The organism is Streptomyces sp. NPDC058289 (genome assembly GCF_042880975.1).
Lineage (GTDB): Bacteria > Actinomycetota > Actinomycetes > Streptomycetales > Streptomycetaceae > Streptomyces > Streptomyces stoeckheimensis.
In genome coordinates, this window is sequence record NZ_JBHVYI010000008.1 from 102988 (window position 1) to 124915 (window position 21928).

Consider the following 21928-nt stretch of genomic DNA (forward strand, 5'->3'; position numbering starts at 1 on the left):
GCGGGAGGCATGCGCACATGGGCATGAGCGTGACCATTTCGGCGGCAGCTGCCGAGGATGCCGAGCAGATCATCAAACTGCAGTATCTGGCGTTCCAGAGCGAGGCCGAGCTGTACGGCAACTACCGCATCCAGCCGCTCACCCAGTCCCTGGACTCCCTCAAGGCCGAACTGGCCTCGGACACCGTTCTGGTGGCCCGGCTCGGCGAGGAGATCGTCGGCGCCGTGCGCGGAACCGTCGACGAGGAGGGCACCGGCAAGATCGCCAAGCTCTGCGTGCACCCCCGGCTCCAGGGCCACGGCCTCGGCGCCCGGCTGCTGAGCGCGGTCGAGGCGGCCCTGTCCGGCAATGACGCGACCACCCGCTTCCGGCTGTCCACCGGCCACAAGAGCGAGTCGAACCTGCGGCTCTACCGCAAGGCCGGCTACACCCAGGTCGGCGGGCGCACGGCGTCCGACGGCGTCCGTCTGGTGATCCTGGAGAAGGAGGCCAAGGAGGCCACCGACTTCGCGGTCAGCGCCTGACGCTCGGTCCCTAGCCCCTAGCCCCTAGTCCCCAACGCTTAGCCCCCAACGCCTAGCGCTTCGCGCGGAGCCAGAGCATCCCGGTGATCGGCAGGATCACCGGGATGAACAGGTAGCCCATCCCGAAGTCCGACCACACGGTCGCGTCGGGGAAGGCCTCGGGCCGCGCCAGGGTCCATGTGCCCACGACGAGTACGCCGGCCAGCTCGGCGGCGCAGCAGATGCGCGCCGCCTTGCGGGCCGTCTCCCCGCCGCGCACGAGCGAGTACGTGATGAAGGCGTAGACCAGCGCGGCCACGGCCGACAGCGAGTACGCGAGCGGCGCCCGGTCGAACTCGGTGGAGATCTGGTAGATCGAGCGCGAGACCGCGCCGACGGTGATCACTCCGTAGAACCAGACCAGCAGCACCCCCGGCCCGGTGACCAGGCGCTTACGTCCGCCGGGCGGGTTCGCGGTGGCCGTGGCGTCCGTGTCGGTATCAGGCACCGGTGTTTCCCCAGATGTCGTAGAGCCGTACTTCGAGCACGGCGAGGACGACCGCTCCTGCGGCCACCGTCACCGAGCCCCATTTGGTCCGCTCGCTCAGCGAGAGCAGTCCCGCCGCCGGGATGGTTGCGAAGGCGCCCACCAGATAGGACAGGAAGAGCACCGTGCCCTGGCCGGGCTTCTCGCCGCGTGCGAGCTGGACCAGGCCGATCACCAGCTGGGCCAGGACCAGTACGGTCACCACGGCCATGCCGATGAAGTGCCAGTCCTTGGTCGGCTGGTCCCGCCAGGCGGCGAAACCGCACCAGGCGGCGAGAGCGAGTGCGGCCACGCCGATGGCGACCGTCAGGGCGTCGAGCATGCAGCGAGGGTATTACGGGCCGAAAGACCCGATGCGCTCACCCCTGCCCCGGGGCTTTCCTTGAAGGCATGAAGCTGTTGCAAGGGAAGCTCGGTCCGCAATTCGACGCGCTGCTGTTCGACAACGACGGCACGCTCATCTCCTCGATGGAGTCGGTGCAGCGCTGCTGGACCCGCTGGGCCCGGGAGTACGGGATCACCGAGGAGGCCTTCGCCGCGGTGGAACTCCACGGCCGCCCGGCCGCGGAGATCATCGCCGACCTCCTGCCCGAGGACGTACGGGCCGGGGCGCTCGCCCGGATCGAGGTGCTGGAGACCGAGGACGTGGCGGGCGGCGTGGTCCTGCTCCCCGGCACCAAGGAGCTGCTGTCGGCCCTTCCCGCCGGTCGCTGGGCCGTGGTCACCTCCGCGACCCGGCCGCTGGCCGAGGCCCGGCTGCGGGAGGTCGGCATCGCCGCCTGGGAGGAGGGGGGCCCGGAGATGGTGGCCGCCGACGACATCACCCGCGGCAAGCCCGACCCGGAGCCCTTCCTGCTGGCGGCCGCCCGGCTCGGCGTGGACCCGGCCCGCTGCGCTGTCTTCGAGGACGCCCCCGCCGGCCTGGCCGCGGGGCGCGCGGCCGGGATGACCACCGTGGCCTTGACCACAACGCACCCGGCCGCCGAACTCAACGCGGACGTGGTCGTACGGGACCTCTCGGCCGTGTCCGTGCTGGTCGGAGCCGATGGTGTGACGATCGAGACGGACGATCGGCCCTGACCGGTGTTGTCCGGTATGCGGCCGAAATCCGTCCGCTATTCGGACACCTTTGATCGGTGACGGGGAACGTCTGGTTTACTGGGCCCATGACCACGACGAGCAGCCGCACCCTTGCGACCGAGGCGACGATGACGCCCGGTGCTCGTTGTATGTGTCGAATGCGCGCCTTCTGAGGGCCCCTGCCCCAGGTCTCACGCCCCGAAGCGAGACCGGCCGAGCAGCTCCCGGCACCCCCGTGTGAACCCGGACCGCTCCTGCCCCGCGCATGCGCCGAAGCCGTCGATTTCCGATGGTTCGCCCCGTATCGCGTCCCCAGATGTTTGCCCCGTGCCCGGCACCCGCTGCGCCGCGCACTCGACAGCGACGGAAATCCTGTGATCACCACATCGGGCCTCACGAAGGTCTACCAGTCCCGTGGCCGCGAGGTCACCGCCCTGGACGGCGTCGACCTGCACGTCCGTCAGGGCGAGGTCTACGGAGTCATCGGCCAGAGCGGCGCCGGAAAGTCCTCCCTGATCCGCTGCGTGAACCTGCTCGAGCGCCCCACCACCGGCACCGTGTCCGTGGACGGGGTCGACCTCACCGCCCTCGCCGGCCGGGGCCGCCGCGCCGGCAAGGAGCTCCGCGAGGCCCGCAGCCGCATCGGCATGGTCTTCCAGCACTTCAACCTGCTGTCCTCGCGCACCGTCCAGGGCAACATCGAACTGCCCCTGGAGATCCTCGGGCTCTCCGGCCGCGAGCGCTCCCGCAAGGCCGCCGAACTGCTCGACCTCGTCGGCCTCGCCGACAAGGCCAAGTCCTACCCCGGTCAGCTCTCCGGCGGACAGAAGCAGCGTGTCGGCATCGCCCGCGCCCTGGCCGGCGACCCCAAGGTGCTGCTCTCCGACGAGGCCACCAGCGCCCTGGACCCCGAGACCACCCGCCAGATCCTCCAGCTGCTGCGCGACCTCAACCGCCGGCTGGGCCTGACCGTCCTGCTCATCACGCACGAGATGGACGTGGTCAAGTCCGTCTGCGACTCGGCCGCCCTCATGCGGCAGGGACGGATCGTCGAGGCCGGTACCGTCACCGAGCTGCTGGCCACCCCCGGTTCCGAGCTCGCCCACGAACTGTTCCCGTTGACCGGGTCCGCGACCACCGCGGAGCACACGGTCATCGACGTCACCTTCCACGGCGAGACCGCGACCCAGCCGGTCATTTCCCAGCTCGCGCGCACCTACAACATCGACATATCGATCCTCGGCGCCGCGATGGACACCGTCGCAGGCCGACAGATCGGCCGCATGCGCATCGAGCTGCCCGGCCGCTACGAGGACAACGTCGTACCCGTCGGCTTCCTGCGCGAGCAGGGCCTGCAGGTGGACGTGGTGGAAGCGGACACGTACGCGGCCCCTTACACGGACGTGGAAGTGGACGTGGACGCGGGCGCCGACGTCGACGGCGAACTGGCCGAGCTGGTCAAGGATGGTGCGAAGTGACCTGGTCCGAAATGCAGCCGCTGCTCACGCAGGGCACCTTCGACACCCTCTACATGGTGTTGTGGTCCGCACTGGTGACCATCCTGGGCGGACTGCCCATAGGCATCCTGCTCGTCCTGACCGACAAGGGCGGCCTGCTCCAGAACCGCGCGGTCAACAAGATCCTCGGCGTGATCGTGAACATGGGCCGCTCGCTGCCGTTCATCATCCTGCTGATCTTCCTGATCCCGGTCACCACGGCGATCGTCGGCACGTTCATCGGCCCCACGGCCATGATCGTCCCGCTCGCCATCGGCGCCATCCCCTTCTTCGCCCGGCTCGTCGAGACCGCCGTCCGCGAGGTGGACCACGGCCTGATCGAAGCCGTCGAGTCCATGGGCGGCGGGATCCCGACCCTGGTCGGCAAGGTGCTCCTCCCGCAGGCGCTGCCCTCGCTGATCGCGGCCGTCACCACCACCGTGATCACGCTGATCGGCTACTCGGCCATGGCCGGCGCGGTCGGCGGCGAAGGCCTCGGCTCCAAGGCCATCACGTACGGGTTCCAGCGCTTCGAGACCGGCTTCATGATCGCGACCGTCGTGGTGCTGATCGTGCTCGTCACGGTGATCCAGCTCATCGGCGACGGCGTGGTACGCCTCCTCGCGCGGCGCGGTCGGACAGCCTGAACCGGGCCTGAGCCGGACATAGACCAACTTTTCCCAAGAAAGCCCGCACTTGTCGTGCTTGGGCCGTCATCCATAAGCAAGACGCAAGAAAGGCACTCTTCGTGCGCAAGAACATCAAGCTCACCGCCCTCGCCGCCACCGTCTCGGCCCTCGCCCTCGGTCTCACCGCCTGCGGCAGCTCCTCGGACCCGTCCTCCACCAAGGCCGACGGCGGCAAGACCGACGAGAGCAAGCCCCTGGTCATCGCGGCGTCCCCCTCCCCGCACGCCGACATCCTGAAGTTCGTCCAGGACAACCTCGCGGCCAAGGAAGGCCTCAAGCTGGAGGTGAAGGAGTTCACGGACTACGTCCTGCCGAACACCGCCACCCAGCAGGGCCAGGTCGACGCCAACTACTTCCAGCACGTGCCGTACCTCGACGACTTCAACAAGAAGAACGGCACGGACATCGTGCCCGTCGTGAACGTGCACCTGGAGCCCCTGGGCCTGTACTCCAAGAAGGACAAGGCCCTCACGGACATCAAGGCCGGCCAGACCATCGCCGTCCCGAACGACCCCACCAACGAGGGCCGCGCGCTCCAGCTGCTCGCCGCGAACAACCTCATCACCCTCAAGGAGGGTGTCGGCACCGCCGCCAAGCTGTCCGACATCACCGATAAGAAGGGCCTGGAGTTCAAGGAGCTGGAGGCCGCCACGGTCCCGCGCGCCCTGAACGACGTGGACGCCGCCGTCATCAACGGCAACTACGCCATCGAGGCCAAGCTCGTCCCGGCCAAGGACGCGCTCGTCCTGGAGAAGGCCGAGGGCAACCCGTACGCCAACATCCTGGCCGTCAAGAACGGCAACCAGGACGACCCGCGGATCCAGAAGCTCGCCAAGCTCCTGAACTCCGACGAGGTCAAGAAGTTCATCGACGACAAGTACCAGGGCTCGGTCATCCCGGCCTTCGGCAAGCCGGCCGCCTAGATCGGCCGGCGGCACCGGGCCGGCCCGATCCGGCCGGCCCGTCCGGCCCCGTACACCGCACCGGTGTACGGGGCCTGCCGCTGCCCGCTTCCGGGCAGCCCGGCCCTGCACATCACCAGGCCGATGCTGCATGCTGTGGCCTACGACCCGCGGCCGCGGACCGTGTACCCCGTGTATGCCGTCCCGCGCCACGGTCGCCTCGCATCACGGTCGCACCACGGTCTCAGGCTTGGAGCTGCGCATGACTACCACCTTCCCGGACGTCACCATCAGCACGGACCGGCTGGTGCTGCGCCCCTTCGAGGAAGAAGACGTCACCGCGCTCGCCGAGATGATGAACGACGAACACGTCACCGCCTGGACCTCCGTCCCGCACCCCTACACCTACGCCGACGCGGTCACCTGGGCCACGAAGACCGCCCACACGGAGCGCACCGAGGGCCGCGGCATCGTCTTCGCGGTCACCGAGTTCCTCACCCAGAGGCTCGTCGGCATCGTGCACCTGCAGGACACCGACTGGCGCAGCCGCACCACCGAGGTCGGCTACGTCACCGCCCCCTGGGCCCGCGGCGAGGGCTACGCCAGCGAGTCCGTCCGCGCCGTGGCCCGCTGGCTCTTCACCGACCAGCGCTTCGAACGCCTCGAACTGCGCACCGCCGCCGACAACACGGCCTCGCAGCAAGTGGCCCAGAAGACCGGTTGCATCAGTGAAGGCGTCCTGCGCAACGCCTGCATAGTGCGCACCCAGAACCCCGACGGCTCCTGGGCCGACACCCGCAGCGACCTCATCGTCTGGGGCCTGGTCCCCGAGGACCTCGACGAGGACGCCGACGGCTATTCCGGCTACTCCGACGAGTACTCCGGAGACTACGGAGACGGCTACTCGGACGGCTACTCCGTGGGCTACGCGGACCCCCGCGCCGACGCCCGCGACGGCCACCGGATCCAGAGCGCCAACGCGAACGACGCGAACGACTACGCCCTCTTCTCGGACCGGAACTGACCGGATGACCGGGTAGTCTCACGAAGCCCGCCCCCCTCGACGAAGCTTCGCCCTGCCCCGGCCACCGCCGGGAAGGGCCCCCTCCGACACCAGGAGACTGACGACGATGGCCGACCGGGTCACGGTGATCGGCTGGGACGGCTCCCCCCTGACCGCGGCAGCCCGGTCCGCGCTCTCCGCCGCCACCCTGGTGGCCGGCGCCGCCCACCACCTCGCACTCCCCGAAGTCCCGCCCACCGCCGAACGCGTGCGCCTGGGCAGCCTGCCCCTCGCCGCCCGCCGGATCGCCGGCCACCGCGGCACCGCCGTCGTCCTCGCCGACGGGGACCCCGGCTTCTTCGGCGTCGTACGGGCCCTGCGCGCCCCGGAACACGGCCTGGAGGTCGAGGTCGTACCGGCCGTCTCCGCCGTCGCCGCCGCCTTCGCCCGCGCCGGGATGCCCTGGGACGACGCCCAGGTCGTCGTCGCCCACAGCCGCACCCTGCGCCGGGCCGTCAACGTCTGCCGCGCCCACTCCAAGGTCGCCGTCATCACCTCGCCCGGCGCCGGCCCCGCCGAACTCGCCCTGCTGCTCGAAGGCGTCCACCGCACCTTCGTCATCTGCGAGGAACTCGGCACCGACAAGGAGCAGGTCACGGTCCTCACCTCCGACAAGGCCGCCGACCACAGCTGGCGCGACCCCAACGTGGTCATCGTCATCGGCGGTACGGGACCGGCCGCGACCGCCGCCGAACCGACCTGGCTGCTCGGCCGGAGCACGGCACCGACCGCCGGACGGGGCTGGGCCCACCCGCAGATCGACGTGGGAGAAGGGGAGTCCACGCAGCTGCGCGCGGCCCAGCTCGCCCGGCTCGGCCCGCGCACCGGGGACCTCGTCTGGGACATCGGCTCGGGCTCCGGAGCCCTCGCCGTGGACGCCGCCGCCCTCGGCGCCGCCGTCATCGCGGTCGACGCCGACCGGCAGGCCTGCGAACGCACAACCGCCGCCGCCCGCGCCCGGGGTGTACAGCTCCAGGTCGTCAACGGCCGCGCCCCGCACGTACTGGAGACCCTTCCCGAACCAGACGTCGTCCGCGTCGGCGGCGGCGGCGCCCCGGTCGTCGCGGCCGTCGCCGACCGTCGCCCCGAACGGATCGTCAGCCACGCCTCCACGCGCGACGAGGCGGAGGCCATCGGCCGGGTCCTGACCGAGGGCGGGTACGCCGTCGAGTGCGCGCTGCTCCAGTCCGTCGGCCTGGACACCCGTACGTGGACCGAACAACAGCGCTCCGTGGTGTTCCTGCTGGCCGCCGAACGCCCCGTTCACCGCCCGGACCGTCCCTAGCCGCGAGCCCGGGGTAGGCTGGCCGATCGTCACACCGCCCGGACGATTCGGGCACGCGGCTCCGGCTGGACCGCCGACGTGGCGCAGTCCACAGAGGACCGTGGCGGTTATGGCCGACACGGTGGCGAACGGGCAGGACAATACTTACTGGTTGTCGTGCGGGCGTACGTGAGGCCTCGTGGGCGACAAGTCGAAGAGGCAACACCGATGGGCGAGGGGTACGCATGACTGACACCGGCCAGGTTCCGGGCGAGGGTCTCCCGGACAACACGGGCATGGTGGATCAGCAGGGCGTCCCCGCCCCGGTTCCCCCGTCCTCCCCGGCGACCGGGAGCTACGCCTTCCAGGACCTCGTGGACAACCCGGCCGAGCCGGAGGACGAGGAACTGCTGCTGATGCCGAGCAGCCAGGGCGCGTGGAGCGACCCCCAGGTCGTCCCGCCGGTGCCCGCCTTCCCCGAGTTCCCCGAGCCCTCCGCGTACGCGGACGCCCCGTACGCGGACGGCCCCTACGCCGACTTCGCGGGGACCCCGGAGTACCAGCAGCCCCACCCGGGCCTGCTCCCGGTCCCCGAAGCGCCGCTGGGCTACGAGCCCGCCGGATACCCGCAGCAGTCCTTCGACGGGCAGCAGTTCGCGGAGCAGCCGTCCTTCGCCGACGCCTCCTACGCCGACGCCTCCTTCGGCGCCGGTGTGCACGAGGCCGGCGGTCGGGATTCCGGCGCGCTGGACCTCGGCGGCCTCGTGGCCCCGCAGCCCATGTCGCAGCCCCAGCCCCAGAACCCGGTGGCGCCCGTCGCCGCGGCTCCGGTGCGGCGGCCGCTGCACATGGGTCCGCCCGTGCCGGAGGCCACCGGTGGAGTCGTACGGTCCCTCGCGGACCGGGGCCCGGCCGCGGCGCCCGCGCAGGCCCCGGCGCCGGCCGCGCCCGTTGCCGTCCCGGTCGCCTCCGTGCCCGCTTCCCCCGCCGTGGCCGAGCCCGTGGCCCCGGCCATGAGCACCCCGGCGATGCCCGTCCCGATGCGCCAGTCCGGGCCGCCGACCACGGGGCCCGAGTACCTGGACTTCACGCAGGCCGGGGCCGAGCACGTGCCGGGCCCGGCGCAGCAGCCGGTCGAGATCCCGGTGCAGGCCGGGACGCCGTGGACCGTGGAGCCGGCTCCGGAAGCCGCGGCGGAGCCCGCCGTCGAGCCCGTGGCCCAGTACGAGGACCAGTACGAGGACCAGCACGAGGCCCAGCCCGTCGCCGAGCCCGTGGCCGAGCCGGTCACCGAGACCGGTGCGGCGCCCGTCGCCTTCGCCGAGCCCGAGCCGGGCCTCGTACAGGAGTCCGTGCCCGCGCCCGTGGCGGAGCCGGTGGCCGTGGCCGTCGCCGAGCCGGTGCTCGTGGAGCCCGCGCCGGAGGCCGTCGCCGAGCCCGTCGCCTTCGCGGAGCCCGAGGCCGCCGTCGTACCGGAACCCGAGCCCGTCGCGGCTCCCGAAGCCCAGGTCGCCGTCGAGCCTGCGCCCGAGCCGGTCGTGGAGCCGGAGTCCGCGCCGCAGCCCGCAGAAACGGTGGTTCAGGCCGAGGAGCCGGAGCCCCTGCCCGAGCCCGTCGTCGTGGCCTCCGAGCCCGAGCCGGCCGCCGTCGCGCAGGGCGACGTACCGCTGGAGGCCGAGGCCCCCGAGGCCGGAACCGAACCGCAGCCCGAGCCGGAAGTCGAGCCCGAGGCCCCGGTCACCGAGGCGGCCCCCGGATACGCCGACGCCGAGCGCGAGGCCGTCCTGCGCGTCATGCGCGAGCGCCGTGACATCCGCAAGGGCTTCCGCCGGGACCCCATCCCGCACGAGGTGCTGCTGCGCGTCCTGGAGGCGGCCCACACCGCGCCCAGCGTCGGCCACTCCCAGCCGTGGGACTTCGTCGTCATCAAGTCCGCCGAGACCCGCCGGACGATGCACGAGCTCGCGGAGCGTCAGCGCGAGGCCTACGCGAAGTCGCTGCCCAAGGGCCGTGCCAAGCAGTTCAAGGAAATCAAGATCGAGGCCATCCTCGACACCCCGGTGAACATCGTGGTCACCGCCGACCCCACCCGCGGCGGCCGCCACACCCTGGGCCGGCACACCCAGCCGCAGATGGCCCCGTACTCCTCGGCCCTCGCCGTGGAGAACCTCTGGCTCGCCGCGCGCGCCGAGGGTCTGGGCGTCGGCTGGGTCAGCTTCTTCGACGAGCGCGAGATGGTCCGCGAGCTCGGCCTGCCGGAGCACCTGGAGGTCGTCGCGTACCTGTGCATCGGGTACGTGGACGAGTTCCCCGACGAGCCCGAGCTCGCACAGGCCGGCTGGTCGCAGCGGCGTCCGCTCTCCTGGGTCGTGCACGAGGAAACGTACGGGCGCCGCGCGCTGCCCGGCGAGGAGCCGCACGACCTGCTCTCCGAGACCGTCGCCAGCATCCGCCCGCTCGACGCGAAGGCGCTCGGCGAGGCGTGGGAGCGGCAGAAGCGCATGACCAAGCCCGCCGGGGCCCTGGGCATGCTCGAAATCATCTCGGCCCAGCTGTCCGGCCTTTCGCGGGTCTGCCCGCCGCCGATCCCGGAGCCCGCCGCGGTCGCGATCTTCGCGGGTGACCACGGCGTGCACGCCCAGGGGGTCACCCCGTGGCCCCAGGAGGTCACCATGCAGATGGTGGCCAACTTCCTGGGCGGCGGCGCGGTGTGCAACGCGTTCGCCAACCAGGTGGGCGCCGAGGTCTGCGTGATCGACGTGGGCGTCGCCGGCGACCTCCCGGCCACGCCGGGCCTGCTGCCGCGCAAGGTCCGCGCGGGGACGGCCGACCTGTCGGTCGGCCCGGCGATGACCCGCGAGGAAGCCGTCGCCGCCATTGAGGTCGGCATCGAGACGGCCCGCGACCTGGTCGCGGCGGGCAACAAGGCCCTCCTGACGGGCGAGATGGGCATCGCGAACACCACGGTGTCGGCGGCGCTGATCTCGGTCTTCACCGGGGTGGACCCGGGCGAGGTCACCGGCCGGGGCACGGGCATCAACGACGAGACGCACACCCGCAAGGTCGAGGTCGTGCGCCGCGCCCTGGAACTCCACCAGCCGGACCCGGCGGACCCGATCGGCGTCCTGGCGGCCATCGGCGGCCTGGAGCACGCGGCGATCGTGGGCCTCCTCCTCGGCGGAGCCTCCCTGCGGACCCCGGTGATCCTGGACGGCGTCAGCGCCGGTGCGGCCGCGCTGGTGGCCCGTGCGATCGCTCCGGAGTCGCTGTCCGCGTGCATCGCGGGACACCGCAGCGCAGAGCCGGGCCACGTGGCCGCCCTGAACAAGCTCGGGCTGCGCCCGCTCGTCGATCTGGACCTGCGCCTCGGCGAGGGTACGGGGGCGCTGCTGGCGCTGCCGCTGGTGCAGAGTGCTGCACGGGCCATGCACGAGGTGGCTACGTTCGACTCGGCGGGGGTCACCGAGAAGTAGGGGATGCTGCGGGGGCCCACCCCGTCCCCGCCACCGGCCAAACCAGCCCCTCCGGCGTTCGAGGAGCGGGGGGCCGGGGGCGGAGCCCCGGTTTCGGGAAGGGGCGGGGTGGGGAAAGCCCCGCAGGGCCCGGTCGAGCCGTGTCGGCCGCGCAGCCGTCCGGGGGCCGGAGCCCGCCTACGGGCCGGGGATCATGGGGCGGCAGCCCCGTGGCCTGGGGAGGAGCCGGGGCACCGCCGGGCCGGGGAGCTGCCCCCGAGGCGACCACTGCGCAGGTGGGTCGTATCGTGGACCCCGGACGGGCCACCGCACGTCACCGCCCGATCAGCCGCTCCAGCGACGCAGCGGCCCGCCGTCACCGCCGCATCAGGAGCCGCAACCGCCATGGGACACCCGGCACACCCCGCCTACCCCGTCGGACTCCGCCTCACGGGCCGCCGCGTCGTCGTGATCGGCGGTGGCCAGGTCGCCCAGCGCCGGCTGCCCGCGCTCATCGCCGCCGGCGCCGACATCGTCCTGATCTCGCCCTCCGCGACCCCCTCCGTGGACGCCATGGCGGAGACCGGTGAGATCCGCTGGGAGCGCCGCCGCTACGAGGACGGCGACCTGGCCGGCGCCTGGTACGCCCTGGTGGCCACCCGGGACCGCGCCGCCAACGACGCCGCCTCCGCCGAAGCCGAGCGCGAGCGGATCTGGTGCGTCCGCGCCGACGACGCCGAGGCCGCGAGCGCCTGGACGCCGGCCACCGGCCGGGTGGAGGGCGTCACCGTCGCCGTACTGAGCGGCAACGACCCCCGCCGCTCCGCCGCCGTCCGCGATGCGGTCGTCGAGGGGCTGCGGGACGGCTCCCTGACCGCCGCCCGCCCGCACACCCCCGGCGTGTCCCTCGTCGGTGGCGGGCCCGGCGACCCGGACCTGATCACGGTCCGCGGCCGCCGCCTCCTCGCCGAGGCCGACGTGGTCATCGCCGACCGGCTCGGCCCCCGTGACCTCCTGGACGAGCTCCCGCCGCACGTCGAGGTCATCGACGCCGCGAAGATCCCGTACGGCCGTTTCATGGCCCAGGAGGCCATCAACGAGGCCCTCATCACGCACGCCAAGGCCGGCAAGGCCGTGGTCCGGCTCAAGGGCGGGGACCCGTACGTGTTCGGCCGCGGCATGGAGGAGCTCCAGGCCCTCGCCGAGGCCGGCATCCCCTGCACCGTCGTGCCCGGCATCTCCAGCTCCATCTCGGTGCCCGGCGCGGCCGGCATCCCGGTCACCCACCGGGGCGTGGCCCACGAGTTCACCGTGGTCAGCGGCCACGTCGGCCCCGACGACCCGCGCTCGCTGGTGGACTGGGCCTCGCTGGCCAAGCTCACCGGCACCCTGGTCATCCTCATGGGCGTCGACAAGATCGGCCTGATCGCCGAGGCGCTGGTCCGCCACGGCCGCCCCGCCGACACCGCCGTCGCCGTCATCCAGGAGGGCACCACCGCCTCCCAGCGCCGGGTGGACGCCACCCTGGCCACGGTCGGCGAGACCGTCCGTGCCCAGGAGGTACGGCCGCCCGCCGTCATCGTGATCGGCGACGTGGTGAAGGTCCACCGGCCCGTGGCCGAGTGACACCCCCGCAATCCCGCAACCCGGCAGAGCCGTTGGCACCGCACCCAGGACAAGGCAGTATCACCCTGTGGCTGATCTCATCACCGTCGAGGACCCCGACGACCCGCGCCTGCGCGACTACACGGCCCTGACCGACGTAGAACTCCGGCGCAGGCGCGAGCCCGCGGAAGGTCTCTTCATCGCCGAAGGCGAGAAGGTGATCAGACGCGCCAAGGACGCCGGGTACGAGATGCGCTCCATGCTGCTCTCCGCGAAGTGGGTCGACGTCATGCGCGACGTCATCGACGAGCTCCCGGCCCCGGTCTACGCCGTCAGCCCGGAGCTCGCCGAGCGCGTCACCGGCTACCACGTGCACCGCGGCGCCCTCGCCTCCATGCAGCGCAAGCCGCTGCCCACGGCCGAGGAACTGCTCGCCACCACCCGGCGCGTGGTCATCATGGAAGCGGTGAACGACCACACCAACATCGGCGCCATCTTCCGCAGCGCCGCCGCCCTCGGCATGGACGCGGTCCTGCTCTCGCCCGACTGCGCGGACCCGCTGTACCGGCGCTCCGTCAAGGTCTCCATGGGCGCGGTGTTCTCCGTCCCGTACGCCCGGCTGGAGGCCTGGCCCAAGGGCCTGGAATCGGTCCGCGAGGCCGGCTTCAAGCTGCTCGCCCTCACCCCGCACCAGAAGGCCTCGCCGATCGACGAGGCCGCCCCGCAGACCTTGGAGCGGGTCGCGCTGATGCTGGGCGCGGAGGGGGACGGGCTGTCGACCCAGGCACTGGTCGCCGCCGACGAGTGGGTACGGATCCCCATGGCGGCCGGGGTGGACTCGCTGAACGTGGGCGCGGCCGCGGCCGTCGCCTTCTACGCGGTGGCCAGCGGTCGTCCGTAAGGACTGGACCTAGGGGGTGTCTTGCCGATCAGCAAGACACCCCCTAGAGCTTCTGGGCCAGCGCGATGCCCAGCGCCACGAGCAGCGTCACCACGACGAAGACGATCAGGCGCTGGCGCATCAGCTTGGGGTCCGGCCGTGACGGCCGCCGCCCCGTGCCCGTCGTACGGGGAGCCGGGCGGCCGCCCGTACGCCCGGCGGTGGAGCCGGGTCCCCGCGAGCCGGTGCTCCGGGGCGAGGAGGGCCGCGAGTCCGGCCCGCCGCGCGGTCCCTGACCCCTGGTCTGCGCCTTCCCCTGACCCGCTCCGGTTCCCGTACCCGGACGTCCCGGAACGGGAGTGCCGGCGCTGCGGCGCTCCGTGCGCTGGTCGGCGTACCCCTCTGCGTCCTCGACGTAGCCCTCAGGCAGCCGCCCCGTCGGCCGCTCGGTCCGGGCGCGCTGCGCCGGCGGGCGGCTGTCGCCCATCCCGTGCGCCTCGCGGGACGCGATCTCCTTGAGCCGCATCGACAGCTGGAGCGTGGTCGGCCGGTCGTCGGGATCCTTCGCCAGGCAGGCCCGTACGAGGGGCGCGAGCGCGTCCGGAACACCCTGGAGATGGGGCTCCTCGTGCACCACCCGGTACAGCATGACCTCGGAACTGCCGTGCCCGAAGGGCGAGTCGGCGGTGGCCGCGTAGGCGAGGGTGGCGCCGAGGGAGAAGACGTCCGTGGCGGGCGTGACGGCGGCTCCGCGCACCTGCTCGGGAGCCAGGAAGCCCGGGGAGCCCACGGCCGTTCCCACGTGGGTGAGGGTGCTGGCCCCGGTCGCCCAGGCGATCCCGAAGTCGATGATGCGCGGGCCCTTGGGCGACAGCAGGATGTTCGAGGGCTTGAGGTCGCGGTGGACCACCCCGGCCTCGTGCACGGCGACCAGTCCCTCGGAGAGCGCGGCGCCGATGGCGGCGATGGCCGCGGCCGTCAGGGGGCCTTCCTCGGCCACCTTGTCGTGCAGGGAGGGGCCGGGCACGTACTGCGTGGCGAACCAGGGGCGCTCCGCCTCCAGGTCCGCGGCGACCAGGCGCGCGGTGCACCCGCCGCGGATCCGCCGGGCGGCGGAGACCTCGCGCGCGAAGCGCGAGCGGAACTCCTGGTCCTCGGCGAGGTCCGGCCGGATCACCTTGAGCGCGACGCGCTGTCCGCGCCGGTCGGAGCCCAGATAGACGACACCCATGCCGCCGGCGCCGAGGCGCCGGTGCAGCCTGAACGAGCCGACGACACGCGGGTCCTCGCGCCGGAGCCGCATCATCGCCATGTCCACCCCGCTGACCGGTCGTCCTGTTGACGTGGCACAGCTTACGGACCATCCGGCATGCGCGCTCAGAGGCCGCGCCCTCGCCGGGGGATTCGATTGTCAGTACGGGGCAGTCCACTTGGGGAGTCACGGGACCACCGGTAGGACGCATGTGCGGAGCGGGGCCGTTCGGCCAAGCCGGGCCGGACTCAAGGGAATTGGGGTTCGGGGCGGGGTGGCGGGGGAGCGGCGGCCGGCGGTCGGACCGGGCCCGTCCGGTTGATCTTGGGAGCGCCTGGTCGGAGGCCGGACGTGTGCGGTGAGTGACGGAAGTGAGCGAAGTCACTACGCTCCGGTCATCCCCTCCGGGAAGACCCTCAGACCGGGGGACGGGTCTCCACCCAGGGGAGTACACGCGAGGTGGACTCCTCATCCTCCTGGAGGCCAGGCAATGGGTACGAAGGCATGAGGCCAGAAGCCTTTCCCGCGCCTAGTGTTGAAGACAAGCGGCGGGTGGAGCACTCGTCCCCCGAGGTCACAAACCCGCCGCTGCCAAACGACAGGGAGAGGACCATGGCGGACATCGCACGGCAGGGACGCAAGGCATTCGCGTTCAACAGCCATGAGTCCGGTCGTCGCCACCCACTGGTGGCCGCGGCCATGGTGCTCCCCCTGGCCGCCCTCCTGCTCTTCCTCTTCGGAGGCTTCGACCAGGTGGTGGCACAGGCGTCGTCCGTAAGCGTGATGCTGGGGCGCTGAGCGGCGCCCCGGGCCCAGGAGAGCGGCCTGGGCCGGGACTGTCACCGGCCGAACCCCGTGGGGACGGGGGAGCGGTCGACGGACGGCAGGTGAAGGGTGCTGCGCGTACGGCTGGGGAGCCGGACGCGCAGCACCCTTTTTCATGCCCGCGCGCACACCCTCTTGACGCGCCCCTCGCGCCGGCGCACTTCCCGGGCTCGGGGTCGCTGCGCCGGACTCCGCCCGGCGGAGGCGGGCGGTGCCCGAACGGTGGTGCCGCCACTGCCGTCCGGCCCCGCGCTGCGTACGCTCGTCCCGAGGAGCACCCGCCCGGGTGCGGAGCACGGGGAGAGCCGAGGCGTGGTTCCGCTGGAGCGAGTGAGCGCGGCCGAGCTCGCCGCGTACGCGGGCGCGGCGGAGTACGTGCTCCTCGCGGACCGCGACGACGGCACCGTGGTCCGCTGCGGGGACGTCGTGGCCAAGGCGCACGCCGGCGACAGCGATCCCGACGACCTGGCGGTACGGATCCGCGTGGCGGGGGACCCCGCGCTGGCCGGGGTCCTGCTGCCCCCGCTGCGCACCGGGCTCGGCCTGGTCGGCTCCCGGCCCGTTTCCCTGTGGCCCTACGGTGCTCCGGTCGCTCCGGACCGCCCCGAGGAGGCCCCCTGGGAGCCGGCCGCCGAGCTCCTGGCCGCCCTCCACCGGACCCCGCTCCACCACCTCCCGTACCCGCTCCCCCCGATGCGCGGCCCGGCGAAACTCGCCCGCGCCCTCCACCGCCTCGACGCGGCGCACCCGCCCGAGACCCCGGTCGCAGGGGGACGCGCCGTGCAGGGGCGCTCCGCGGGCGCGGAAGCCGACGACCCGAGCGGAGCACGGCGGGGGCGCCCGGCCGGGGAACGCCCCTCCGACTGCGGCCACGACCACGGCCGCGACTGCACCTACGGCCAAGGCCAAGGCCAAGGCCAAGGCCGAGACCGCGACCACGGCTCCAGCGATAGGCCGACCCGAGCCGAAGCGGCTGCCGCGCTCCCCGCCGGGCCGTCCTCCGGTCGAGCAGACCGAGCCCGCCGCGCCGTTCTGTCCATCCCCGCAGGGCAGGCGGTGCCGGCCGGGCCGGCAGGCACGGACGCCGACGCCGCGGAGTTGGCACGGCTCGTACGGGCCGCCGCGGCCACGCTCCCCGGGTGGGCCCGGGGAGAGGGTCCGGCGCCGTCCGGCGGGGCGCTCTGCCACGGCGATCTGCACCTCGGGCAGCTGGTCCGGGGCCCGGCCGGGGGCTGGCGGCTGATCGACGTGGACGATCTGGGACTGGGCACGCCCGCCTGGGACCTCGCCCGGCCCGCGGCCTGGTACGCCGCCGGGCTGCTGGACACCGGGACCTGGCTGCGCTTCCTCGACGCCTACCGCGCCGCCGGCGGCCCCGCGGCCGGTCCGCCCGGCAGCGACCCCTGGCCGGAACTCGACCTCGCGGCCCGCGCGCTCACCGTGCAGACGGCCGCGCTGGCCCTCGCCAAAGCAGCCGGCGAGCGGCGCCGACTCGACGACGTGGAGCGGCTGATGGTGGAGGCCTGTGCCCGAATTGCCTCCCTCCCGCCCGACTTGGAGTCGAAGCCTCCGTCGTAGGGTGAGCCTCACGCCACCGGGTACGCATCCGGTGTCGACGCGAACGGCGAGGAGTTGGTCCGGTCATGCAGTGTCCGAAGTGTCACGCGATGATGCACACGTACAACCGCAATGGTGTCCAGATCGAGCAGTGCAGCGGCTGCCGCGGCATCTTCCTCGACTACGGCGAGCTGGAGGCGCTGACCCGCCTGGAGTCCCAGTACACCTCCCAGTACGGCCAGGTCCCGCCCCCGGCCGCCCCGCCGGCCCCCGCCCCCGCCGCGTACCCGCAGCAGCACGCGGCCCCCGCGCCCGCCTGGGGTGCCCCGCAGCACGGCGGCTACGGCCACGGTCACGGCCACCGCAAGGGCGGCTTCGGCCGGATGCTCTTCTCCTCCTGAGTCCAAGGGAGTGGCGGGGTGGGGGCCCGGAACCGACCGGCACCCACCCGTCCTCCCGCCCGGGGCCCACAAGCTCCGCGGGGGGCCGCAGCCCGCACACGCGAAAGCCCCGGCCGTGGGAACGGCCGGGGCTTTCGGACAACTGGTGCGCGATACTGGGATTGAACCAGTGACCTCTTCCGTGTCAGGGAAGCGCTCTCCCGCTGAGCTAATCGCGCGGGACCACGTTCACGGTGCGAGCACCGCAGGTGGCAGGTGTGAAGTGTACTGCGTGCGCGATACTGGGATTGAACCAGTGACCTCTTCCGTGTCAGGGAAGCGCTCTCCCGCTGAGCTAATCGCGCGGGGATCCTTGCGGACCAGTGGACGATACTGGGATTGAACCAGTGACCTCTTCCGTGTCAGGGAAGCGCTCTCCCGCTGAGCTAATCGTCCTTGGAGGTGGAGACGGGATTTGAACCCGTGTAGACGGCTTTGCAGGCCGTTGCCTCGCCTCTCGGCCACTCCACCATGGAGCAAGCAGGGGGTCCTCGGGAAGATGATCCCCCACCTCAGAGCGGACGACGAGACTCGAACTCGCGACATCCACCTTGGCAAGGTGGTGCTCTACCAACTGAGCTACGTCCGCAGGTCACCGTGTTCGCTCCGGGGTTTTCCCCTTCGCTCCCTGGCGACGTGTTGAACTCTAGCGGATTCCCGGGCCAGCTCAAAAACGCGTTTCCGCAGCGTGCTGCCGCCCGATCACCGCCGGTCACCCGGCGGACGCCCCACCGGCGCAGGGGCGTCACCGGTCATAGACTCGCAGCCGTGCACGACCTGCCTCCCCTCGCCCGCTTCGGCGGCCTTCTCGCGACCGACCTCAGAGATGTCACCAGCGATCCTGGTGCCCTCGACTCCACCGGCTTCTGGGCGGTGACGGCCGATTTCGAAGGCCGTCTCGTCTGTGCGCGCTTCGGGGACATACGCCCCGACCCGGTACCGGCCCCCGTCCCCGGGGCCTGGCGCGGCCCCGACGCCGACGAGTGGATCTCCTCCCTCGGCCGCGCCGCGTACATCGCGGGCGTACGCCGCATCCGCGAGCACATCGAGGCGGGCGAGGTCTACCAGGCCAACCTCTGCCGCGTGATGTCCGCGCCGCTCCCCGATCCGGCGGGCGCCGATGTGGACGCCCTGACCGCGCTGCTCGCGCGCGGCAACCCGGCCCCGTACGCAGGAACGATTCGGCTGCCGGCTCACGGCGTCGAGATCGCCACCGCGTCCCCCGAGCTCTACCTGCGCCGCACCGGCCGTCGCGTCGAGTCCGGCCCGATCAAGGGCACCGGCCGCACCGCCGCCGATCTGCTGCCCAAGGACCACGCCGAGAACGTGATGATCGTGGACCTCGTACGCAACGACCTCGGTCGGGTCTGCGCCACCGGCTCCGTGACCGTCCCCGAGCTGTGCGCGCTCGAAGAGCACCCGGGCCTCGTCCACCTCGTCTCCACCGTCGCCGGGGAACTCGCCGAGGGCGCCGGCTGGCCCGAGCTGCTCGCCGCGACCTTCCCGCCCGGCTCCGTCACCGGAGCCCCCAAATCCTCGGCCCTGCGGATCATCGAGGCCCTGGAGACCGCCCCGCGCGGCCCCTACTGCGGAGGCATCGGCTGGGTCGACGCCGACCGGGGCACGGCCGAGCTCGCCGTCGGCATCCGGACCTTCTGGATCGACCGCACGGCCCCCGGCGGTCCCCGGCTGCTCTTCGGCACCGGTGCCGGGATCACCTGGGGCTCCGACCCCGACCGCGAGTGGGCGGAGACCGAGCTGAAGGCCGCCCGGCTGTTGCGGGTAGCGTCGGGAGCCGTCGAGGCGAACGCAACCGGTCTCACCGGTGCGACCGGCAGGACAGGCCCGACGGGCCCGACGGGCCCGACGGAAACGCAGACGGACGAAAGCGGGAGGACCGTACGGTGAGGATCTGGCTCGACGGAGCACTGCGGGACGCGGACGAAGCGAAGGTGTCCGTGTTCGACCACGGCCTCACCGTCGGCGACGGGGTCTTCGAGACGCTCAAGGCGGAGCACGGCACGGCCTTCGCCCTCACCCGGCACCTGGAGCGGCTGACCCGCTCCGCCCGGGGGCTCGGCCTCCCGGACCCGGACCCGGACGAGGTGCGCCGCGCCTGCGCCGCCGTACTGGAGGCCAACCCGGTACCGCTCGGCCGGCTGCGCGTCACCTACACCGGGGGCGTCTCCCCGCTGGGCTCCGACCGCGGCGACGCCGGCCCGACGCTGATCGTCGCGCTGGCCGGGTCCACGCGCCGCCCCGACACCACCGCCGTGGTCACCGTGCCGTGGGTGCGCAACGAGCGCTCCGCCGTGGTGGGCCTGAAGACCACCTCGTACGCCGAGAACGTGGTCGCGCTCGCCGCCGCCCACCGGTCCGGCGCCTCCGAGGCCCTCTTCGCCAATACCGTCGGGCGGCTCTGCGAGGGCACCGGCTCCAACGTGTTCGTCGTCCTCGACGGGCAGCTGCACACTCCGCCCGTGGCCTCCGGCTGCCTCGCGGGCATCACCCGGGCGCTCGTCGCCGAATGGTGCGGGGCCAAGGAGACAGACCTGCCCTTCGAAGCGCTCGAGCAGGCGGAGGAGGTCTTCCTGACCTCTTCCCTGCGCGACGTCCAGGCCGTCGTACGGATCGACGGGCGCGAGCTGGGCTCCGCCCCCGGCCCCGTCACGGCCGAGGCCATGCGGATCTTCGACGCCCGCGCCGCCGAGGACGCCGACCCCCGCTCCTGACCGGGGGACCGGGCATATCTGCTGTGCTTCGGGCCGCAGGGCGGGTAGAACTCGACTGATGACCACCACCCTGCGGCCGAGCGGGCCGCTTCAGCAGAGCACCGGCGGGGCGCGCTCGCGCCCGTACGAGATCCGCGTCAACAGCAGGCGCGTCGGCGCCCTGCTGCTCGCCGCCGACACCCCCTTCGGGCCGACGGTCGCCGAGATCCGCGACCTCGCAGTCGAGGAGCCCGACCGCCGGCGCGGCCGTGCCACGGTCGCCGCACTCGCCGCCGAGGAAGTACTGCGCGGCTGGGGCTGCCGTCGGATCCGCGTGTCGGTCCCGGCCGGCTCGGCGGGCGGGCTGCGGCTGGCCGGCTCCCTCGGGTACGCCGAGTACAGCCGCAACATGGCCAAGGAGCTGCCGGCCGGGCCGCCCGCGCTGTCCGAGGGGGTGGCAGGCCGCCCGATGACGGAGGCCGAGTTCGAGACCTGGCACGCGGAGGCGCTGGAGAGCTACGCGCAGAACTGGGTCAGCCGTGGCATGCCGGCCGGGGCCGCACGGACGAAGTCGGTCAACGACCACGCGTCCATGCTGCCGCTGGGCCTGGCCACCCCGGGCGTCAGCTTCTCCGTGCTGGAGGCGGCCGGGGTCCCCGTGGGCACCGTATGGGTCGCGCCGAACGGCGGGGACTCGTACGTCTACGACGTCGCGGTCGCCGAGGAGCACCGGGGCCGCGGCCACGGCCGGGACCTGATGCTCCTCGCGGAGGGCGTCGCCCTCGCCGCCGGCCACCGGGTGCTCGCCCTGCACGTCTTCACGGACAACCTCCCGGCCCTGCGGCTCTACGAGTCCCTCGGCTACCGGACGACGAACTTCAACTACGCCAAGGACCTGATCTGAGGCGACAGGTCTGGGGCCTGTCGTCAAACTCCCGTCGTCGCCCGCAGAAGGGAGTTTGACGACAGGCCCTAGTTCGCGCCGAGCAGCCGGTCGGCGATCTCCTCGATGCGCTCGCGCAGGCCCTCCTGGCTCTTGCCGCCGTCGAGGCGCTCTCCGTCGATCACGTACGTCGGGGTGCCGGTCACGCCGATCGCCTTGCCCTCGGCCTGGTCGGCGTCCACGATCAGGATGTGCCGGCCGTCGATCAGGGCGGTGTCGAACTCCTCGGCGTCCAGGCCCAGTTCACGCGCGACCTCGACGAGCACCGATTCGCCGGCCTTGCCGAGCTCCGCGGTGCGGGCGAGGACGGCCTCCACGTAGGGCCAGCCCTGCCCTTGCTCGGCGGCCTCCTCCGCGGCCTGTGCGGCGGCGAAGGCGTGCTTGTGCTTCTCGAGCGGGAAGTGGCGCAGCCGGATGTCCAGCCGGTCGCCGTAGCGGGCCCGCAGGGCGCGCACGTCGTCCAGGGCGCTGTGGCAGTCCGGGCACTGAAGTTCGCACCAGACGTCGAGGATCACGGAATCGGTCATACGGACAGTCTCCCAGCCCGCGGGATGAGCGCGGACCGGGACCTCGGGAGGAGACGGGACCCGGAGATGTCCCGGAGATCCGCCCGCGGGGGGCTCCGGACGTGGCCAGGGCGAGGGTCGCCGGTGCAGGATGGATGGGGACAGAACGCCCGGCCCGCCGGCCGGGTCCGACCGACCGCACCGCCCCCTGGA

20 protein-coding genes and 5 tRNA genes are annotated in these 21928 nt (G+C 72.7%); 16 read left to right on the top strand and 9 right to left on the bottom strand.

Annotation, left to right across the window (positions count from 1 at the left end; translation table 11 throughout):
• The first annotated feature begins 17 nt into the window (after positions 1-17).
• Positions 18-524: a GNAT family N-acetyltransferase gene (locus tag ACFVX6_RS06095; protein WP_389688494.1), complete on the top strand. Its 507-nt coding sequence runs from the start codon at positions 18-20 to the stop codon at positions 522-524.
• A gap of 52 nt (positions 525-576) precedes the next feature.
• Here the strand turns inward: ACFVX6_RS06095 and ACFVX6_RS06100 are convergent, their stop codons facing one another.
• Positions 577-1011 (bottom strand): hypothetical protein, encoded by a 435-nt coding sequence (locus ACFVX6_RS06100; RefSeq protein WP_389688423.1) that lies wholly within the window; start codon positions 1009-1011, stop codon positions 577-579.
• Entirely contained in the window at positions 1004-1372 is a 369-nt protein-coding gene (locus ACFVX6_RS06105; RefSeq protein WP_389688425.1) for a hypothetical protein, read from the bottom strand. The genes ACFVX6_RS06100 and ACFVX6_RS06105 overlap by 8 nt, the downstream gene beginning before the upstream one ends.
• Before the next feature lie 68 nt (positions 1373-1440).
• Between ACFVX6_RS06105 and ACFVX6_RS06110 the strand changes: the two genes are divergently transcribed.
• From ACFVX6_RS06110 to ACFVX6_RS06150, 9 genes are all read left to right on the top strand, one after another.
• Positions 1441-2130, top strand: coding sequence for an HAD-IA family hydrolase (locus ACFVX6_RS06110; protein ID WP_389688427.1), 690 nt, complete (start codon positions 1441-1443; stop codon positions 2128-2130).
• A 374-nt stretch (positions 2131-2504) separates the two neighbouring features.
• A complete protein-coding gene (locus tag ACFVX6_RS06115; RefSeq protein ID WP_389688429.1) occupies positions 2505-3608 on the top strand; it encodes a methionine ABC transporter ATP-binding protein in 1104 nt (367 codons plus the stop codon).
• Positions 3605-4273 (top strand): methionine ABC transporter permease, encoded by a 669-nt coding sequence (locus tag ACFVX6_RS06120; protein ID WP_382974455.1) that lies wholly within the window; start codon positions 3605-3607, stop codon positions 4271-4273. The genes ACFVX6_RS06115 and ACFVX6_RS06120 overlap by 4 nt, the downstream gene beginning before the upstream one ends.
• Positions 4274-4374: 101 nt before the next feature.
• On the top strand, positions 4375-5238 hold the full coding sequence (locus ACFVX6_RS06125; RefSeq protein WP_389688431.1) for a MetQ/NlpA family ABC transporter substrate-binding protein: 864 nt from the start codon (positions 4375-4377) through the stop codon (positions 5236-5238).
• A gap of 241 nt (positions 5239-5479) precedes the next feature.
• A complete protein-coding gene (locus ACFVX6_RS06130) occupies positions 5480-6241 on the top strand; it encodes a GNAT family N-acetyltransferase (protein ID WP_389688433.1) in 762 nt (253 codons plus the stop codon).
• 106 nt (positions 6242-6347) lie between these two features.
• Positions 6348-7565, top strand: a complete 1218-nt coding sequence (cbiE, locus tag ACFVX6_RS06135) for a precorrin-6y C5,15-methyltransferase (decarboxylating) subunit CbiE (protein ID WP_389688435.1) — start codon at positions 6348-6350, stop codon at positions 7563-7565.
• A gap of 224 nt (positions 7566-7789) precedes the next feature.
• Entirely contained in the window at positions 7790-11017 is a 3228-nt protein-coding gene (gene cobT, locus ACFVX6_RS06140) for a nicotinate-nucleotide--dimethylbenzimidazole phosphoribosyltransferase (protein ID WP_389688437.1), read from the top strand.
• A gap of 384 nt (positions 11018-11401) precedes the next feature.
• Positions 11402-12622: a uroporphyrinogen-III C-methyltransferase gene (gene cobA / locus ACFVX6_RS06145; RefSeq protein WP_389688439.1), complete on the top strand. Its 1221-nt coding sequence runs from the start codon at positions 11402-11404 to the stop codon at positions 12620-12622.
• 67 nt (positions 12623-12689) lie between these two features.
• Positions 12690-13502, top strand: a complete 813-nt coding sequence (locus tag ACFVX6_RS06150; protein ID WP_389688441.1) for a TrmH family RNA methyltransferase — start codon at positions 12690-12692, stop codon at positions 13500-13502.
• A 43-nt stretch (positions 13503-13545) separates the two neighbouring features.
• On the opposite strand, the gene ACFVX6_RS06155 is transcribed toward ACFVX6_RS06150, so the two are convergent.
• Complete coding sequence (locus tag ACFVX6_RS06155) at positions 13546-14799, bottom strand: protein kinase (protein ID WP_389688443.1); 1254 nt, start codon at positions 14797-14799, stop codon at positions 13546-13548.
• Between the two features lie 546 nt (positions 14800-15345).
• Between ACFVX6_RS06155 and ACFVX6_RS06160 the strand changes: the two genes are divergently transcribed.
• From ACFVX6_RS06160 to ACFVX6_RS06170, 3 genes are all read left to right on the top strand, one after another.
• A complete protein-coding gene (locus ACFVX6_RS06160) occupies positions 15346-15531 on the top strand; it encodes a hypothetical protein (protein ID WP_266876567.1) in 186 nt (61 codons plus the stop codon).
• 357 nt (positions 15532-15888) lie between these two features.
• The gene (locus ACFVX6_RS06165; protein ID WP_389688445.1) at positions 15889-17136 is read left to right on the top strand and encodes a phosphotransferase family protein; all 1248 of its coding nucleotides are present in this window, start codon (positions 15889-15891) and stop codon (positions 17134-17136) included.
• A gap of 65 nt (positions 17137-17201) precedes the next feature.
• A complete protein-coding gene (locus ACFVX6_RS06170; protein ID WP_389688447.1) occupies positions 17202-17516 on the top strand; it encodes a zf-TFIIB domain-containing protein in 315 nt (104 codons plus the stop codon).
• A 143-nt stretch (positions 17517-17659) separates the two neighbouring features.
• Here ACFVX6_RS06170 and ACFVX6_RS06175 read toward each other — a convergent pair.
• From ACFVX6_RS06175 to ACFVX6_RS06195, 5 genes are all read right to left on the bottom strand, one after another.
• Positions 17660-17734: transfer RNA gene (locus ACFVX6_RS06175), tRNA-Val, on the bottom strand.
• A 54-nt stretch (positions 17735-17788) separates the two neighbouring features.
• Positions 17789-17860, bottom strand: a tRNA-Val gene (locus tag ACFVX6_RS06180).
• A gap of 19 nt (positions 17861-17879) precedes the next feature.
• Positions 17880-17951, bottom strand: a tRNA-Val gene (locus ACFVX6_RS06185).
• Between the two features lies 1 nt (position 17952).
• A tRNA-Cys gene (locus ACFVX6_RS06190) sits at positions 17953-18026 on the bottom strand.
• Positions 18027-18071: 45 nt separating this feature from the next.
• Positions 18072-18144, bottom strand: a tRNA-Gly gene (locus ACFVX6_RS06195).
• 179 nt (positions 18145-18323) lie between these two features.
• On the opposite strand from ACFVX6_RS06195, the gene ACFVX6_RS06200 reads away from it, so the two are divergent.
• The 3 genes from ACFVX6_RS06200 to ACFVX6_RS06210 are packed head-to-tail and all read left to right on the top strand — an operon-like array spanning position 18324 to position 21170.
• A complete protein-coding gene (locus ACFVX6_RS06200) occupies positions 18324-19463 on the top strand; it encodes a chorismate-binding protein (RefSeq protein ID WP_389688449.1) in 1140 nt (379 codons plus the stop codon).
• Positions 19460-20287 carry an aminotransferase class IV gene (locus ACFVX6_RS06205; RefSeq protein ID WP_389688451.1) on the top strand — a complete coding sequence of 276 codons (828 nt, stop codon included), beginning with the start codon at positions 19460-19462 and terminating at the stop codon, positions 20285-20287. Before ACFVX6_RS06200 ends, ACFVX6_RS06205 begins: the two co-directional genes overlap by 4 nt.
• Positions 20288-20345: 58 nt before the next feature.
• Positions 20346-21170, top strand: a complete 825-nt coding sequence (locus tag ACFVX6_RS06210; protein WP_389688453.1) for a GNAT family N-acetyltransferase — start codon at positions 20346-20348, stop codon at positions 21168-21170.
• 68 nt (positions 21171-21238) lie between these two features.
• Here ACFVX6_RS06210 and ACFVX6_RS06215 read toward each other — a convergent pair whose 3' ends face one another.
• The gene (locus ACFVX6_RS06215; protein ID WP_389688455.1) at positions 21239-21736 is read right to left on the bottom strand and encodes a DsbA family protein; all 498 of its coding nucleotides are present in this window, start codon (positions 21734-21736) and stop codon (positions 21239-21241) included.
• Between the last annotated feature and the right edge of the window lie 192 nt (positions 21737-21928).